Annotated in this window: 13 protein-coding genes and 1 pseudogene; 11 read left to right on the plus strand and 3 right to left on the minus strand. The window is 59.8% G+C overall.

The window, feature by feature from the left end; translation table 11 throughout:
* Positions 1–88: 88 nt before the first annotated feature.
* The gene (locus tag ACUXH0_RS26145; protein WP_259393794.1) at positions 89–895 is read right to left on the minus strand and encodes a metallophosphoesterase; all 807 of its coding nucleotides are present in this window, start codon (positions 893–895) and stop codon (positions 89–91) included.
* A gap of 159 nt (positions 896–1,054) precedes the next feature.
* On the opposite strand from ACUXH0_RS26145, the gene ACUXH0_RS26150 reads away from it, so the two are divergent.
* The 4 genes from ACUXH0_RS26150 (at position 1,055) to ACUXH0_RS26165 (ending at position 7,306) form a co-directional block, all read left to right on the plus strand.
* Complete coding sequence (locus ACUXH0_RS26150) at positions 1,055–2,002, plus strand: LysR substrate-binding domain-containing protein (protein ID WP_012436379.1); 948 nt, start codon at positions 1,055–1,057, stop codon at positions 2,000–2,002.
* A 448-nt stretch (positions 2,003–2,450) separates the two neighbouring features.
* On the plus strand, positions 2,451–4,712 hold the full coding sequence (locus tag ACUXH0_RS26155) for a hypothetical protein (protein ID WP_182594993.1): 2,262 nt from the start codon (positions 2,451–2,453) through the stop codon (positions 4,710–4,712).
* Positions 4,713–5,024: 312 nt separating this feature from the next.
* The gene (locus ACUXH0_RS26160) at positions 5,025–6,434 is read left to right on the plus strand and encodes a hypothetical protein (RefSeq protein WP_182594992.1); all 1,410 of its coding nucleotides are present in this window, start codon (positions 5,025–5,027) and stop codon (positions 6,432–6,434) included.
* Between the two features lie 290 nt (positions 6,435–6,724).
* Positions 6,725–7,306, plus strand: a complete 582-nt coding sequence (locus ACUXH0_RS26165; protein WP_259393793.1) for a C40 family peptidase — start codon at positions 6,725–6,727, stop codon at positions 7,304–7,306.
* Here ACUXH0_RS26165 and ACUXH0_RS26170 read toward each other — a convergent pair.
* A complete protein-coding gene (locus ACUXH0_RS26170) occupies positions 7,265–7,912 on the minus strand; it encodes a hypothetical protein (RefSeq protein WP_259393792.1) in 648 nt (215 codons plus the stop codon). The two genes, ACUXH0_RS26165 and ACUXH0_RS26170, sit on opposite strands and share 42 nt — an antisense overlap.
* Before the next feature lie 363 nt (positions 7,913–8,275).
* On the opposite strand from ACUXH0_RS26170, the gene tcmP reads away from it, so the two are divergent.
* From tcmP to ACUXH0_RS26185, 3 genes are all read left to right on the plus strand, one after another.
* Positions 8,276–8,920 carry a three-Cys-motif partner protein TcmP gene (gene tcmP / locus ACUXH0_RS26175; RefSeq protein ID WP_259393791.1) on the plus strand — a complete coding sequence of 215 codons (645 nt, stop codon included), beginning with the start codon at positions 8,276–8,278 and terminating at the stop codon, positions 8,918–8,920.
* A gap of 100 nt (positions 8,921–9,020) precedes the next feature.
* A complete protein-coding gene (locus tag ACUXH0_RS26180; RefSeq protein WP_259393790.1) occupies positions 9,021–10,415 on the plus strand; it encodes a DUF5131 family protein in 1,395 nt (464 codons plus the stop codon).
* A gap of 79 nt (positions 10,416–10,494) precedes the next feature.
* Positions 10,495–11,757: a three-Cys-motif partner protein TcmP gene (locus ACUXH0_RS26185; protein ID WP_045787659.1), complete on the plus strand. Its 1,263-nt coding sequence runs from the start codon at positions 10,495–10,497 to the stop codon at positions 11,755–11,757.
* A 38-nt stretch (positions 11,758–11,795) separates the two neighbouring features.
* Here the strand turns inward: ACUXH0_RS26185 and ACUXH0_RS26190 are convergent, their stop codons facing one another.
* Complete coding sequence (locus ACUXH0_RS26190; RefSeq protein WP_182594991.1) at positions 11,796–11,987, minus strand: hypothetical protein; 192 nt, start codon at positions 11,985–11,987, stop codon at positions 11,796–11,798.
* A gap of 393 nt (positions 11,988–12,380) precedes the next feature.
* Here ACUXH0_RS26190 and ACUXH0_RS26195 point away from each other — a divergent pair.
* From ACUXH0_RS26195 to ACUXH0_RS26210, 4 genes and pseudogenes are all read left to right on the plus strand, one after another.
* Positions 12,381–13,829, plus strand: a pseudogene (locus ACUXH0_RS26195) (TonB-dependent receptor); the annotation flags it as partial.
* A gap of 92 nt (positions 13,830–13,921) precedes the next feature.
* Entirely contained in the window at positions 13,922–14,338 is a 417-nt protein-coding gene (locus ACUXH0_RS26200; protein WP_182594990.1) for a DUF2946 domain-containing protein, read from the plus strand.
* 138 nt (positions 14,339–14,476) lie between these two features.
* A complete protein-coding gene (locus tag ACUXH0_RS26205; RefSeq protein WP_182594989.1) occupies positions 14,477–15,538 on the plus strand; it encodes a transporter family protein in 1,062 nt (353 codons plus the stop codon).
* Entirely contained in the window at positions 15,528–16,085 is a 558-nt protein-coding gene (locus tag ACUXH0_RS26210) for a TlpA disulfide reductase family protein (protein ID WP_182594988.1), read from the plus strand. Before ACUXH0_RS26205 ends, ACUXH0_RS26210 begins: the two co-directional genes overlap by 11 nt.
* Positions 16,086–16,642: the final 557 nt, after the last annotated feature.

Raw genomic sequence — 16,642 nt, forward strand, 5'->3', positions numbered from 1 at the left:
GCTATCTGTGAATCTCGACTTCTTCATCTGCAGAACTCCCTCTTAACGAGAAAATTCTACTTCTCCCAGCGGTGGATTTCAGGGGGTATTACCCGATCACCAGTGGCGCGCCGTCATGTTCGAGCACCGCATGCTCGTTCATCAGCACCCGCATGCCGAGCCGCTCGAACTCGGATACCCACGGGCCGACGCCCGAGTAGTACTCATGATTACCCGTTACCGCAAAAACGCCGTGCCGAGCCGACATGCCGGCCAGCGGCGCGATATGTGGTCGCAGCACTTCGACCTCGCCGTCCACCAGATCGCCCGTCACGGCGATGACATCGGGTTGCAGTGCATTGAGCCGGTCGACCACGCCCGCCACATACGCACGCTTGATGGTGGGGCCGACATGCAGATCGGTGATTTGCGCGATGGTGAAGCCGTGCAGCGGCGCCGGCAGGCCCGCGATGGGCACCGTTACCCGCGCGACGCGGGGGATGCGACGCGCGTTGACATAGCCGATCAACGTCACCAGCAAGGTGAGCGCGACGACGAGCAGGGCCGAGTCATGCCGATAAGCCTGTGGCAGCACGATCAGCGCGATGTCGCGCAGCAGCGTCAGCACGAACAGCGAAGAGAACAGGCCCATCAGCAACGCACCGAACCAAGACACGCGATCCGCCAGCGAGATGGGGCGGATCACGAAGCGCGCCGCCATCCCAGTGGGAATCATCACCGTCGATATGAGTAGGAAGATGATGCCCGCAGCCCAGCCGGCGCCATTCCAGCCCAGATCCGGCAGCAGCCGCCATCCAATGTAGACATGCAGCGCTGCCATGAGCCCGACCGTCGTCATCAGGAAGCGGCGTCTGCCGCGGGGCAGGGATCGACTTCCGTTAGGTTCGTCACGCATGCTGGGGCGGCTCCTTACTGTTTTGTATTTCGGTGAAACGCATTCACGGAAGATGGGGCGGATGGCAGCGTTGTCAATGCCGGACCGCCATTCGAACCCCAAGCAACATCGCACGTCCCTTGGTAAAATCTATCGACATCTCCAAGCCGATTGATCGCCATGACGCTCACCGAACTCAAATACATCGTCGCCGTTGCGCGGGAACGCCACTTTGGGCGTGCCGCCGAGGCCTGCTTCGTCTCGCAGCCGACGCTGTCGGTCGCCATCAAGAAGCTGGAAGACGAGCTGGCCGTGCAGATCTTCGAGCGCGGCGCGTCGGAAGTGAGCGTCACGCCTGTCGGCGAGCAGATCGTCACGCAGGCGCAGCGTGTGCTTGAACAGACGATGGCGATCCGCGAGATCGCCAAGCAGGGGATGGACCCCCTGGCCGGGCCGCTGCGGCTCGGGGTGATTTATACGATCGGCCCGTATCTGCTGCCCGCGCTGGTCAAGCAGATGATCGACACCGTCCCGCAGATGCCGCTGATGCTGCAGGAGAACTTCACCGTGCGGCTGGTGGAGCTGCTCAAGCAGGGCGAGATCGACTGCGCCATCATGGCCGAGCCGTTTCCGGAAGCCGGCCTGATGACGGTGCCGCTGTACGACGAGCCCTTTGTCGTGGCGGTGCCGCGCGGCCACGAACTGGCGAAGGCGTCGTCGGTGGACCCAGCGGCGCTCAAGCAGCAAACCATGCTGCTGCTCGGCAACGGCCATTGCTTCCGCGACCACGTGCTGGGCGTGTGCCCGGAGCTGTCGCGTTTCTCGCAGAATGCGGACGGCATCCAGAAAACCTTCGAGGGTTCGTCGCTGGAAACGATTCGCCATATGGTCGCCAGCGGCGTGGGCATTACCGTCCTGCCGCGTACTTCGGTGCCGAACATGCAGCCTGCCGCCACCGATCTGCTGACCTACGTGCCCTTTCAGGAGCCGGTGCCCGACCGCCGCGTTGTGCTGGCCTGGCGCAAGAGTTTCACCCGCATCGCCGCGATCGAAGCGGTGGCCATGGCGGTCGCGCAATGCAACCTGCCCGGCATCAAGCTGTTGCCGCCCACACCGCTCGTTCACTGATCTCCTGATTGGTGCGTTGACCGTCATGTCGGCATAGCGAAGAAAATTAGAAAAAAATGCCTCTCTAGGCTCGAAGATAGCGAAGTAAGCTAGAAAAAATAGCGAAGTAGGTGGAAACACGACAGTGCTTCCGACTGTGCAAAGAAGTCTCTGCGCCGACTCATGTAAATGAAGATGGGCGCCGTTAGACCTGATAGGGATTTCTTCATGATGTGGGACGGCGACTCGCCTTGAGGGGGGGGGGGCGCTGGCGTCCACTGGGCGATCCATTTCTGCTCGTCGCCTGATGCAGCTTCGCGGGTTGTCTTTGCGCTTTCACGCGGGCTCACCGCCGCAGCGTGCTCCCACGGGTGCGTTGTTCCATGTTGTACCGGTTTGATTTGACGGCTCCGAAAAATGAGCCTAGAGTACTGCCTGGTACATCGCGGAACAACAAGGAGTGCATCCCATGGCCTACACGGCTTCCCTCTCCACGACCCCTGGCCGCCCAGGCTTCAGCGTGAGCTTTCGCCATCCCTGCCGGCTCGATTCCAAGGGGAAGCCCGGCCTGAAGATGCGCCGTGGCCTTGGCACTGATGAAAAGGCAAAGGCTGAAGCTCTCGTCGCTCAAATGAACCAGCTGTTACAGGACAAAGCTTGGTGGACGGTGGCGAAGTACCAGGAGGCGCTCCAAGCCTTCGACTCGCGGATCGTCGATGCCTTCTACGACAGCATTCAGGCCGGCATCGCCGACTCCTTCGAGACACGCAACGGTGTCATTCCCATGCCCGGGAAGGCTGAAGGCTACGCCAGGACGCTGTTTGTCGGCACAACTGGCGCCGGAAAAACCTCGCTACTGAGGCATTTGATTGGCTCGGACCCCGAACTGGACCGATTCCCTTCTACCTCGACCGCCAAGACCACGGTATCCGATATCGAAGTAATTCCGGCGGAAGGCACGTTCCGGGCAGCGGTGACCTTCTTTTCCGAGACGGTCATCCAAGCCAACGTGGAAGATTGTGTTCTCAATGCCTGCGCAGCGGTCTGGGACAAATTGCCCGAAGACAAGGTCGCGGATCGCTTCCTCCATCATCCTGATCAGCGCTTTCGCCTGAGTTACCTGCTCGGTTCATGGCGCAAGGACTTGCCTGCGGAGTCTATGGTTGATGAATGGGATTTCGGCGAGCCTGACCAGGCTGCCACAGCGGCGGCGAGTAGCGACGAAGCGGTCTCCGGCGCCGACGCCGAAGAGCTGCAAGTACGGCTGGTGGACTATGTTGGCCGCATCACTGAACTCGCCGCATCGAAAGCGGAGGCCATCAGCAACGAATTGCTTCCCGATCCCCACTTGGCGAGCGCCCAGGACCGCGAGGCTGCGCTGGAAATCTTCCAGGAGGAACTATTCGCTGACGAGCAGTTCCATGAGATCGTCCATGACGTAATCGAGGACGCGCTGCAACGTTTCGAAGCGCTGAAGAGCGGCGAGCTGAGCTATCGCAGCGCCAGCTCGAAATGGCCGCTGATGTGGACCTACAGTACCGATGACCGGGCCGATTTCCTGAAGCAAGTGCGCTGGTTCTCGAGTAACTTCGCACCCTCATTCGGTAAGCTGCTGACGCCGCTGGTTGACGGTATTCGCGTTATCGGCCCCCTATTTCCGACCTTCACTGATCATCAGGCAAAGCTGGTCCTGCTCGATGGGCAGGGCCTCGGGCATACGCCGGACTCTTCGACCAGCGTGACGACGCACATCACACGGCGCTTTTCTGAGGTGGATGTCATCCTGCTCGTGGACAACGCCGAACAGCCGGTGCAGGCAGCGGCCCAGTCCGTCTTACGCGCAGTCGCGTCGAGTGGAAACTACAACAAGCTTTTGCTCGCCTTCACACACTTCGACCACGTCAAGGGCCTAAACCTGCCGACTTTCGCCGACAAGCGTGCACACGTGCTGGCCTCAGTGCACAACTACTTGTCAAAGCTGAAAGAAGTGCTCAACGCTCCGATAGTGGCGGCAATGGAACGGTCGATCGACGATCAGAGTTTCATGCTCGGTGCGCTCGATGGGACGAGCATGAAGTTGCCACCCGGCGTGCGCGCTCAGCTAAATAAGCTGGTCTCATTTGCGGAGAAGTCTGTCGAGCCGCCGCCGGTACCGGACGCGAAGCCGCAATACGACGCCTCCGGACTTGGCTTTGCGGTGCAACGGGGTGCCAGCAGTTTTCAGAAGGCATGGGCGGCGCGATTGGGCCTGTCGATCGGTGCCACGCTCCCAGCCGAGCACTGGACCCGCATCAAGGCGCTCAACCGGAAGATTTCCAACGAAACGGGCGTTGAGTACGATTCGTTGCGACCTGTCGCCGACCTTGTCGGCCGTATTACGGAAGAGGTTGCGAACTTCCTTGATAACCCGATTGGTTGGTCACGGTCGCCCGTGGATGCTGACGAAGCTCAGCAGGCAATTGCGCCGATCCGTCAGGTTGTGTTTAGTCACCTGCATCAATTGGCGCTGCAACGCCTGATCGACGAACATCTGGCTGATTGGCGCCGCGGAATGGACCACAAGGGCAAAGGCTCTGCTGACCGGCGGGCACGGGACATCCGCGGAATCTATGAGCTGGCCGCGCCTGTGCCGGGAACGGTGAACTCTGCTCCGGCGCTGGAGTTCATGCGCGGCGTGCGCGAGCTGGTCCAGGCGGCTGTAGAAAACAACGGTGGGGTGATGCAATCATGAGTCGGCGACTGACGGCTCTTGTCATCGGCAACGCTGACTATGCGGTCGCCGGGAAGCCGAAGAACCCGGTAAAAGCCGACTGATCCGCCGAAGAGGAATAAAGGGTATATGGCCCGAAATAATCGAGACGAGTTCAGTGCCAAGGACAAGATGACGCTTTGCCTGCGGGCAGGCACACATTGTTCGAACCCAACGTGCCGGAAGCCCACGACTGGCCCGACGACGGATAAACGCAAAGTTAACAATATCGGTCAGGCCGCGCACATCACCGCAGCCGCGCCCGGTCCCGGAGCCGCACGCTACGATTCGTCTATGACGGCTGAGCAACGTAGCGACATCGACAACGGAATCTGGCTTTGCCAAAACTGCGCAACGATGATCGACCGGGATGCTGAGCGCTATAGCGTAGCGATGCTGAAGGGATGGAAGCGCCAGGCTGAAGAGGCAGCGGATCGTGAGCGTGGGCAGACCCCGATAGCAGCATCGGAAATGGCGCTCATGCGCTCAGCACTCTTCAAGGCTCCGCTGGGGCGTTCCGTCGCAACCGCGGTCGCAGAGATGGCGAGGCAGGCTGAGCAGGAGCTTGGGAAAGTGGATCCACGATTTGCGGTTGAGGTGAGCACGGCGGAAGGTACAACGCAAATCGTCTTTCGAGCGAAGGAACCCGTGCAGTTCTCCGCGACGGTGGCACATGCTCACCAGACCGAATTCGCGACCAAGATGCAGGCGCTGGTCGAACACGGTGTGCGTGTTGAAATGGATGCATCGACCGTAAGCCTGGCAGGTTCGGCGCTGCTGGACATTGTTCCACAGGGTTCGGGCACCATCATGTTCGACACGCAGTTGCGGCGAAAGGCGGTTCAAAAAGTCCTGCTGCGCGACCCAGTAACGGGGACTGTTTTTGTGATGGACGACTTTGTGGGGGAGATCGTTGCAGGAAGCCAGTCGTTTACATTTGAAGGCCATGCATTTGATGGGCTGTACCACATGCGCTACCAGTGTGAGCATGCACGCGTGCGTGAGCCACGGGACCAGAAGATTCACTTCGATCTTTGCTGCGATAGCTGGCGAGGCCGGAGCGTTCGCGAACTGCCTTACTTTGACAAGCTATACCGATATTTCGATGCGCTGCGCGAAGGCTGGCATATCAATCTGACGCTAGAGGTGGAAGGCGCCGAACTACTGACCGCCAGCAGCTCGGGGGGCATTGCGCCAGAGGCTCTCAACGAAATGCGCTTGTTTCTGAGGTACATCAAGTGCATGCGCGAGCTGCTCGCCTTGTGGAAGCTCGATGTGCCGTTTAGCGATACACCGATCCCGACAACCGCCGTCAAGCAAGTTTTCGAGCTGTGGTCGCTCTTATGTGCTCGTCCGATGCTGCCCGGGCAGAGGCTGAGTCCAGGTCATTGCGATGTCACGCCGCAAAATTACACGGAGGCGACGGCATTGCGCACATCACTTGATTCCGCGCAGCCCCTGGCAATCAAGATTGGTCGCGAATTCCCCGAGCCGTTTAACTTGATGGGCTCGTATGTTTCCTTGAGTCCAGTTTGCCTTCATTACTCGCAGGTCAAGCTGCAAGTCGATGTTCCGACAGCCGACGTGAAGGCGGGGAAGTCGTTGCGGCTTGCTGTGGTTCCGATGCAAGACTGCGTGTTCTCAGTCGAGCAGTCCGAGCCGCCATGTGTGCTTGTTACTGGGCCAGAAAAAACCATCGAGTAGGCCGGTGAAGTCGACGCAACGGCGTGCGTCGACCTAGGCTGAAGCATACTGGTTATAGCCGCGAAACACCGAACGCTTTACCCATGTACGTAGCTCTATCAGTCTTCTTTGACAAGCCAGAGGGCGCTAAAGGTCGCTTTTGTTGATTCTGACGCCGCAGTCACGCACGCGTTCGCGGAATGGGCGGGACTTTTTGTCCGGAGACGACGGAAGCGCCATGTATGCGGCGACCTTCCGCCAAACGGCGCTGCGCAATCTAGACACCATGATTTCAATCCGAGCGAGATCCCGTGAAAAAGATTGATTACATGCAACTCCAGCCGGGCGACATTCTTTTAACGACCAGCCTTGCCGCTGAAAGCTGGTCGATTCGGGCCGGGACAAAAAGCGATATCTCGCACGCGATGCTGTACGTTTCCTCAACCTCGGTCATTGATTCGACCGGCGACGGCGTGCATGCACGTAATCTTCAGAAGATGTTCTACGACGACAAGTGCGCTATCCACGCTCTGCGTCCAAAGGACCCTTTGACCGCGGATCAATTGACCAAGGCTACGCCTCGTCTCTGCAATTGCTTAGCTTGCCGCTTCGGCTTCTCCGACTTGGAAATTGAGCAGGCCAGAAAGCCGGCACTGGAATTGCAATCTGTGCTGACCCGGCACGCCGTGCTGTTGTGGTCGCTCTGGCTTCTTCGACATGATCCCGAAGCGCATGAGCGTCTAGTCAAGCCCATCGCGCCGCTGCACCATCCGTTCATCAAAGATATCTTGGCGCAGTACGGGCGCGAAGCAACCGTCCAGGCACGTCGCGATTCGCTGGTGAGGGGCAGCTCATCGCAGATACGTGATGGCCGCGTGGCGCAGCTGCATTGAGATCCACGAGCGCAATTCATCGGGAGCACTGATCTGTGTGTGCTCCAAGGCCATCACCTGATCCTCGGTACGGTCCTGGACCGAGATAAACGCTTCCGTCGCTGCCTGGATCGCGCGCTGTATCGCTTCGTCATCCTTGTTCTCCAACGGAACGGCAAACGATATGGGTGGACTGGCTTCGTGAACCATGAGCAACGTGGAGGCTTCCTTCGAGGAAACCGCGAAGGCGGCTACACGCTTGAGCCGGTGCCCGTCTTCCGGAACCAACAGGTGCTCGTTCAACACTCCATCCTCGTCCGCGATCAGTGGCATTGGAACGGACCACCCGTCGTCACGGCTCGCCGTCAGCACTCGCACGGAAGCGTCATTCAGCGAGGATAGTGCTTTGACTGCGTGATCCAAGAACGCCGGTGGGTCGGGGACTTCGTCGTCGCCTTCGACGATCTGCGCTTCTCGGATGCGTTTCGTGGAGCCTGGCTCGCCGATCGCGTGCTCGCTGATTGGTTCACCGCGCGAGGCGCTTGCACAAGGCCTTTGCCCGGTGATAGTGCGGTCTGCGAAGACCCATTTGTTCTCCAAGTCGACGAACCGTCGATTGCCGCGCATGGGCATCGTGACCGGAGCGAGCTGTGACGAGGGGTCGTGCTCCTCCAGGCTGATGTGGGAAGACTCCTTAGCTCTCCGGGCTGAAGGGGGCGCCTCCTGTGGCGCGGTACCGGGAGCCACGCTGGAGCCGTGCGCTTTCTTCGTGCCCGTCACGCGGAATCGCAATGACTTGAAGGGGAACGGGTGCGAGCAACTCAGAAGTTGATAGACCAGGAACGTGCCCTTTGGGTCATTACCTCGCGACAGCCACTCCCCTGAGGCCCGAAGTGTTGTCGTCCCTTCGAATGGAAATAGTGTCTGTGGATAAATCTCCTGGCGCTCCTGCGCAGCTCGTGCACAGGAGGCACCAATCATTGCGACCGCATGCCAAGCGAGGCGACTACCCGCAGTGGCGGCTCGGTAGTGGCGTACCGTCAATCCGCCGCCTCCGGCGCGCCCTTCACACGTGTCCTGATCGGCGATATCGAGGCGGAACGAGTGCGAGCAAATCAGTTGCGCCTTGGTGCCGCCGGCGCCAGTGTTCAGGGCTTCGTTGGGCCGGCAGCTGAAACAGTCGATGCCATGATCAAGGCAGTTCCGTTTGGAGCGCTTGCCTTGGCCTACATCGACCCCTACAACCTGGAGTACTTGTCGTTCTCAATCATAGAGCGCCTATCCAAACTGCAGCACGTGGATTTCGCCATCCACTTCAGTCTGATGGATCTAACGCGCAATATTGATATGGAGTTGGATCCTCAGCGGGATCGGTTCGACCATGCTCTGCCTGGTTGGAGGTCCAGGGTGCCTACCGATGGGTTGTCCAAGGCCAGCTTGCCTGTGTGGTTCTTCAATGCATGGTGTGATGCGGTGCGGGACCTGGGTTTCAAGGTCAGTGTTCAGATGCCAAAGATTACCGATGGTAAGGGGCGGATCATCTATCGAATGGTGTTCCTGTCCCGGCACGAGTTGCCAGACCGCATTTGGGATGACATTGCTCGCAGTCCCAACCTCAACCTGTTCGATTCCTGATCGGGTGTCTATATCTGCTTCGTTGATCTGATAGGCGCGGCCACCGCCGCGTCCAATTATTTTTCTTGATTAGTGGACGATTGTCCACCAAAATAAAGCGATGGCTCGAACCAACAATGACCAGGCGCATTTGCGCCGACTTCGCGACACGTATGCGCAGATGGGTTGCGTGCCTTCGTACAGCCAGATCGCCAAAGCGCTTGGTTTCAAGGCGAAGAACGCGGCTTTCAAACTGACGCAGCGGCTGATTGCTTCCGGCCATCTGACTAAGTCTGTGGGTGGGCGCTTGGCGCCAGGCCCTGCCTTTTTCACGCTGGAGTTGAGCGACGATGAAGTGCGAGCAGGCTTTGGCGCGGATGGCAACGCTACGGGCTTTGTGCAAGCCCAGGCTCTCGATCAACTGTTGATGGCGAAGCCTTCGAAGACCGTGCTGGTGAAGGTGCGCGGCGATTCAATGCTGAACGCAGGAATTCTGAGTGGCGACGTCGCCGTGGTTGAGACGAGTTCGCAGGCATTGACCGGCGACATCGTGGTGGCCGAAATCGACGGTAGCCAGACCATCAAGGAATTCAGGAGTGATCGAGGCCAACCGCGCCTCGTATCGCACGGCATGGACGGCAGGACGGTGACTCCCGAGAAAACCCTGAACATCATCGGCGTCGTCAGGGGCATTGTCCGAAGCTATAGGCCGCAGTCGGCCGGTGGGACTAAGATAAAAAAAACAGGGAATATCTCGATGACAACCATCAGCAAGATTGAGTGGACTGAGCAAACGTGGAACCCGACAGTCGGGTGCACCAAGATCTCGCCCGGGTGCAAGCATTGCTATGCGGAGGCCATGGCCAAGCGGCTGAAAGCTATGGGGACGCCAGGTTATGAGAACGGCTTTGCGCTCACTCTCTTACCTGAGCGCTTCAACGACCCGATCAAACGCAAGAAGCCGACGGTCTATTTTGTGAACTCCATGTCGGATCTGTTCCATGAGCGGGTGCCGGACACGTATATCGACAAAGTGTTCGAAGTCATCGCGCAAACACCACACCATACATATCAAATTCTTACCAAACGAGCCGCTCGGATGGCGCGTTATTTCCGGAAGCGCTCCGTGCCGACGAATGCGTGGCTTGGGGTCTCTGTCGAGGACCGGAAATACGGTGTTCCACGTATCGACCACCTACGCCAAGTGCCCGCGACCATCCGGTTCCTATCGGTTGAACCGCTACTGGCTGATGTTGGCGAACTCGACCTGACGGACATTCACTGGGTGATCGTGGGGGGCGAGTCTGGCCCGAAGGCACGTCCAATGAAGATGGAATGGGCAGAGGCTGTTCGAGAGCAATGCCAGGAGCAGGGCGTCGCCTTTTTCTTCAAGCAGTGGGGCGGTTGGGGGGCAGACGGCAAAAAGCGGGCGAAGGCTGCTAACGGTCGCGAATTAAATGGCCGCACCTGGGACGAAATGCCGGTCACTGTCGTTGAGCGCGTGACTTCTACCTGAGAGGCGTCGAGGCGCCCTTGATTTTGGGAGGCTGCAGGAGCACATTGATAAGCAGGGGCCACAACAGCGCTGCCACTCAATGCCACACTACACATGGGTCTGGGGAAGTCCGCCACCGCTGCTTAAGCGCCATAGCGAGGTAAAGCATGCGCTCCTGCGCAACTATTTGGTCGACTATTTCCTGACGCTGGTGCCGCTGCCGCACCAGGACAAGATCCAACTGACCATCGTTGATGGCTTCTGTGGTGGGGGGCTCTATCTCAACGAGGATGGCAAGGAAGTCCCGGGCTCGCCTCTCGTTATTCTTGAGGCCATACGCGAGGCCGAAACGCTCCTGAATGTTCGGCAGGAGCGTCGCAAGCCCATCCTGATCGACGTCGAACTCATCTGTGTTGACGCCAAAAAGAGCTCTTTGCACTATCTTGGGCGCCTGCTGGAAGAGCGCGGGTACGGGGCCACACTCGCCAACGGTAAGGTGTGCTTGGTCGAAGGCGAATTTGTCGACCATTGCGGCGCGGCCATTCAACGGTGCCATGATCGAAGCCGCCGTTCTGGGCGAGCACTTTTTGTTCTCGATCAGTATGGCTATTCCGACGTGCCGATGCATTGTTTGCGCGATATTTTTGCCAAGCTCAAGCACGCCGAGGTGATCCTGACCTTCTATATTGATGCGCTGATCAAGTACTTGAATGAGCGCAACCTTGCGGCCTTCCAAAAAGCCACAGGCGTTAGTACATCGGTGCGGGCGTCGGAGCTCGACGAGATCAAGCAGTCGCCACGCTGGCGCGTACATCTTCAGTCCTCGCTCTACCAGAGTCTCACCGATCAATGCTCGGCGCGGTTTTACACGCCGTTCTTTATTCGCCCTGAACGCGGGCACGGGGATTTCTGGTTGCTGCATCTCTCGCAGCACTGGAAAGCGCGGGATGTGATGGCTTCCACTCACTGGCAGCACCACAATCATTTCTCGCACTATGGGGACGCTGGTTTCCACATGTTCAGCACGGGCTACATCAGCAAGATCGACGATGAGCACAAGCTGCAGGCAGGATTTGATTTCAGCGAGGTGGCGGCAGCCGTGAGCAAAGAAACCATGCTCGAGCAGATCCCCGAGATGTTGTTCGATGGCGCGGAGGGGATGACCTTCGAGCAGTTCTTCCTGAAGCTGATCAACACAACGCCTGCTACTCGCGAAATGGTGGAGGCCAGTCTGCTAGAGCTTCACCAAGGCGGTGAGATCGTCGTGGTCGATGAATCCGGTGCCCCCTCTCGGGCGCGCGTCAGCCTGAAGGGCGATCATGTTCTGCGCTTGCCATCGCAGCGCTCATTCTTGTTTTCTTGAGGACTGCTGAGTGACTGGCGGGATTCATGACGCCCAGCTCACTCGCTTCCAGGCTCCCGCGCGACGTTAGAGTCAGGCTGGACTTTCGACTCATCGCTTTGCGGGCGCTGGATGTAGGTGGGCGTGATGCCATGCTCTTCAAGATCACGGACAGCATCCCGCACCGCTGCATTGACGCGGGAGAGGAACAAGTCGCTCCTCATGTAACGCCCGAGTTTGTCTGCCGGCATAGCTTGCTCCTTCCTATCCGCATACAGCATACCGCTGTCGGCGTTCTGCCGCCGGGTGCGTATGGGGTCCAAAAAGGTTGCGCTCCCGACTCACGAAACGCCCAACTTTTGCGGCGCGGAATTCATTCGGTCCAGGAATTGCCGGTGGACGGGCCGACGGTAGGGTTCTAGGCGATTCAACACTGCAGAGCAACTTCGATATTTTCTAGCCTACTTCGCTATTTTCCAATTTCCTCCGCTACGCCAACACGTCTGTCGACATAGCGAAGGAGGTTAGAAAAACATGCCCTATTGGACGGAAAATAGCGAAGTAGGGTAGAAAAAATAGCGAAGTTGATTGTGTTGGAAATGGTGATCGAATACTGATTGCGGCGAGTATGTCTGCTGTCGGCCGAGGGCGTGCACAAACTCAATGGCGTGCTCCGCTACACCGTACCGCTTGGCGGCGGCGAACGCGTAAGCATCACAGGCATGGCATACAAGAACGCGTGGCAGTCAACCGACCAGGTGCCGCTACGCGCCATTAACGAAGGGCTCATCTCGCGCTTTGGCGCCATCGACCCAACCGACGGCGGGGCCAGCTCGCGCTACAGCCTGTCAGTGGACTGGTTACGCCCGCTAGCCGACGGGCAGTTCAAAGCCAATGCCTACGTCATCAAGAGCCGGTTGCAGTTGTTCTCCAACTTCACCTATGCGCTCAACAACCCCGCGCAGGGCGACCAGTTCGAGCAGTTCGAGAACCGTGTCACCACGGGTGTGAATGCATCGCGCACGTGGCTGGGGACATTGGCCGGGCGCGAGAGCGAAACCGAATTCGGCTCGCAAACGCGCTTTGACCGGCTCGACCCGATCAGCCTCAGCAACACCGAGGCACGCCAGTCCTACGCGCAGGTGCGCAGCGATACCGTGAACGAAACCAGCACCGCGCTCTACCTGCGCAACAGCACGCAGTGGCTGCCGTGGTTGCGCACCATTGCAGGCGTGCGGGCAGATCAGTTTTGGTACAACGTGGTCAGCAGCAACCCGCTCAATTCGGGCAGCGGGTCAGACCACATCGTCAGTCCCAAGCTGAGTGTGGTGCTGTCGCCCACGGCGCGCACCGATGTGTTCATGAACTGGGGTCGGGGTTACCACAGCAACGATGTGCGCGGCGCGACCACCACTGTCGACCCCGTGAGCGGAGACCCAGTGCAGAAGGTGTCGGTGCTGGTGCCCGCCGCCGGCTACGAGGTCGGTGTGCGTACGCGCGCGCTTGCGCCCAACCTGCAGCTGTCCGCATCGTTGTGGCGGCTAGACATTGGCTCTGAACTGGTCTTCTCAGGCGACACCGGCACCACCGAGCCCAGCCGCCCGAGCCGCCGCACAGGCGTGGAACTCGCGGCGTACTACACACCGCTGCCGGAGCTGATTCTTGACGCGGATGCGGCGTTCTCTCGTGCGCGCTTTCGGGACAGCAACCCGGTAGGCGACTACATCCCTGAAGCCATTCAGACCACCGCATCGGCCGGCGTGTCATGGACACGCGACCGCTGGACGCTCGGCGCCCGGCTGCGCTACTTCGGCCCCCGCCCGTTGATTGAAGACAACAGTGTGCGATCTGCTTCGTCGTTCCTGGTCAACCTGAAGCTGGGCTACCGAGTGCAGAAGAACGTGCGCGTGTTCGTCGAGGTGCTGAACGCCCTCAACAAAAGGGTGAATGACATCGACTACTACTACGCGTCCCTGCTCAAAGGAGAGACATCCCCACTGGATGCCAACGGAGTGGCCACGGGCATTAGCTATCACCACGTCCACCCGGCGGAGCCGCGCACCGTGCGAGCTGGTGTGGTCTGGAATGTCTAGCCCCCGGGCTCAGGGTCGGCGCTGCTGGATGTGGGCGCCGTTTTGCGCTCTAATACGGCGCATCCGCGCCCACTGACCCCGCCACACTCACCATGCATTTCGCCCGAGCCCGCAAGACGTTGACCGCCTGGTTCGGGCTGGTGGCGATGGCGCTCGTGCTTTTCGCGCCAGTGGTCAGCCAGGCACTTGCCTCCCACACACATCGGGTGGAGCTGGCACTGAGCCTGCCGCTGTGCGAGGCAAAGCCTGCGGTTGCCTCAGCAACCAGTGCGATGCTTGCCGTGAATGTGGACGGACATGCGGATGGGCATGATGCGCCGGCTGACCATCACGCCGCATGCGGCTATTGCGACCTGCTGGCGCAGCACGTCCTAGCGCCCACGGCGGATGCCCCGGTTACGTTGCCTGCCCCCGTCCATGCACGTGCCCGGATGGCGCCGCCGGAGCGCGTCGCCTTTCGCGAGGCGCGCCATGCCGGCCGGCCACGCGACTCCCCCTTCTTCATCTGACATGCCGATTCCGGCAGCGGTCGCGTGGCGTCTTCTCGCCATGCTGACCTGAGCTGCCGTTTCACGACAAAACACGCAAGTTGCGCCCAGTTTCACGCTTGGGCGCCTGCTTGCGCATCGCAGATCGAGGAATCCCCTATGACCACGTCGTCCAACACCTTCCGGCGGGCGGCACTGCTCGCCTGCGCCAGCGGCCTGCTGGCCCCCGCCATGGCACATGCCTGTGCGACCTGCGGCTGCTCGCTCAGCACGGATGCCGCGATGGGCTATTCGGCCATCCCGGGCTGGCGCATCAGCCTTGACTACACCTACCTTCCGCAGAACCAGTTGCGCAGCGGCACCCATTCGGTCACGCCGGCGCAGGCTGCCGCCATCAATGATGCCGGCGGCAACCAGGAGGTCGAACGCCAGACCATCAACCGCTACATCAACCTCGGCATCCACTACAGCCCGAATAGCAGTTGGAACTTCAGCGCAATCGTGCCGTATATCGACCGTAGCCACACTACCTACGGCGCAGCTACATCGGACCAGCTCACTCCCGACAACATCAGCGGTGCCAGCGCCAGCGGCCTGGGCGACGTCAAGCTGATCGCCAGTTACCAAGGCTTTCTGCCCACGCACAACCTGGGCGTGCAACTGGGCGTGAAGCTTCCGACGGGCCGTTATGGGGGGCAGAATGTGTTGACGGGCGAGACGGTCGGGCGCAACCCGGTGTTCTTCAACAGCGGCCCCAATGCGGCAGGTGGCCAAGCACTGGATACGAGCCTGCAGCCGGGTACCGGCAGCACCGACCTGATCCTGGGTGCTTATTACTACCAGCCGGTCAGCCAGGATTTCGACGCTTTCATCAACGGGCAATTCCAGGCGACCATCTCTCAGAGATTGCGTGATACTGGCGCTGATTTCCGGCCGGGCAACACAGCCAATGTGAGCCTTGGCCTGCGCTATGAGGCCAATCCGCATGTGGTGCCGCAGTTGCAGATCAACGTGACACGCAAAAACGCTGATAAGGGCGCGCTGGCCGACACCACAAACACGGCAGGCACCGTGGTCTACCTCTCGCCGGGTGTGACGGTTAGCGTGGCGCACAATGTGCAGCTCTACGCGTTTCTGCAGAAGGCGCTGTATAGCAACCTGCAGGGCTACCAGCTCTTCCCGCGCTGGTCGGGCACGGTGGGGGCAAGCTATGCGTTCTGATCGTCAACTGCATGCGGCTCGGCCGTGGTCTCGTCGAGACTGGCTGGGCGCGGCGGGCACGCTGGCGCTGGGCACCACTCTGGGGGGCAGGCCTCGCGAAGCTCAGGCAGCCAGCCTGGAGGTTGGGCGGCCCGCGCCTGTGCTGGCGCTGCATACGCTGGATGGGCGCACCGTCTCCACGGGAGACCTGCGGGGCCATGTCGTGATCCTGACTTTCTGGGCAACCTGGTGTGGGCCGTGCCACCAAGAACTGCCGATCCTCTCCGACTATGCGGCCAAGCATGCGCATCAAGGCTTGCGTGTGCTTGGCTTCAGCCTGGATGAGCCAGCTTCACTGCCGGAGGTGCGCAAGATGGCGGAGGGATGGAGCTTCCCGGTGGGGTTGCTCGGTAGCGCATACGCGGGCGGCTACGGCCGCATCTGGCGCATCCCCGTGAACTTCACCATCGACCGCAATGGACTGCTGGCCGACAACGGCTGGGATTCGCGCGAGCCCGCGTGGACGAAGGAGCGACTGGAGCGAGTTATTACCCCGCTACTGAGCTGAGATTCTCGGCCATCTCGCCCCGCTTGTCGGCTGTTGCGCCTGCTATTCACAGCAGAAAGTTGCACGCTAGATACGTACAGAAAAGTGCTTGTCCAATGTCACGGGAGTTGTTATGCTGCGCGCCGTCACAACTACGGAATAGTTTCCATGGACAGTTGTTCTAGTCGATCTTCGATCGCACTCTGAACGGCTAGACAGTCTCGGCGCTGAGCTTCGCTTGGTGCTCATCCACTGCCTAGCCGCATTGCACGGCGGGTAGTGGCACTTGTGCGGGTTCTCCGTATAAGCCCATTCCCACAATTCGATTGTTGTACCGACACGGCCATGTGGCTGCGTGCGCTCGCGTTCGTGGTCTCCTGGGAGGATCGTGGTCGGCTCATGCCTACGTTCGTCATAGAAACGAACGGGGGAGGTCTCATGCTGTTTCTCTCGATGCTGCAGTACGTTTGGGTTGCGGTGCGTCGGTAATGCCCCCGTTTTCCACAGTCGGCAGAAGTAGAAACTAAGCGGCCATGGCCAGCCGCTGCTTCGGGGTAAAGCCGCCCAATGCCATATTT

The sequence above is a fragment of the Ralstonia sp. 110700041-2 genome, from assembly GCF_056280165.1.

Coding starts and splice junctions, on each gene's coding strand:
- ACUXH0_RS26145 (WP_259393794.1), bottom strand. CDS start 895: ATGCGTGACGAACCTAACGGAAGTCGATCCCTGCCCCGCGGCAGACGC.
- ACUXH0_RS26150 (WP_012436379.1), top strand. CDS start 1,055: ATGACGCTCACCGAACTCAAATACATCGTCGCCGTTGCGCGGGAACGC.
- ACUXH0_RS26155 (WP_182594993.1), top strand. CDS start 2,451: ATGGCCTACACGGCTTCCCTCTCCACGACCCCTGGCCGCCCAGGCTTC.
- ACUXH0_RS26160 (WP_182594992.1), top strand. CDS start 5,025: ATGACGGCTGAGCAACGTAGCGACATCGACAACGGAATCTGGCTTTGC.
- ACUXH0_RS26170 (WP_259393792.1), bottom strand. CDS start 7,912: ATGCGCGGCAATCGACGGTTCGTCGACTTGGAGAACAAATGGGTCTTC.
- tcmP (WP_259393791.1), top strand. CDS start 8,276: ATGCCAAGCGAGGCGACTACCCGCAGTGGCGGCTCGGTAGTGGCGTAC.
- ACUXH0_RS26180 (WP_259393790.1), top strand. CDS start 9,021: ATGGCTCGAACCAACAATGACCAGGCGCATTTGCGCCGACTTCGCGAC.
- ACUXH0_RS26185 (WP_045787659.1), top strand. CDS start 10,495: ATGCCACACTACACATGGGTCTGGGGAAGTCCGCCACCGCTGCTTAAG.
- ACUXH0_RS26190 (WP_182594991.1), bottom strand. CDS start 11,987: ATGCCGGCAGACAAACTCGGGCGTTACATGAGGAGCGACTTGTTCCTC.
- ACUXH0_RS26200 (WP_182594990.1), top strand. CDS start 13,922: ATGCATTTCGCCCGAGCCCGCAAGACGTTGACCGCCTGGTTCGGGCTG.
- ACUXH0_RS26205 (WP_182594989.1), top strand. CDS start 14,477: ATGACCACGTCGTCCAACACCTTCCGGCGGGCGGCACTGCTCGCCTGC.
- ACUXH0_RS26210 (WP_182594988.1), top strand. CDS start 15,528: ATGCGTTCTGATCGTCAACTGCATGCGGCTCGGCCGTGGTCTCGTCGA.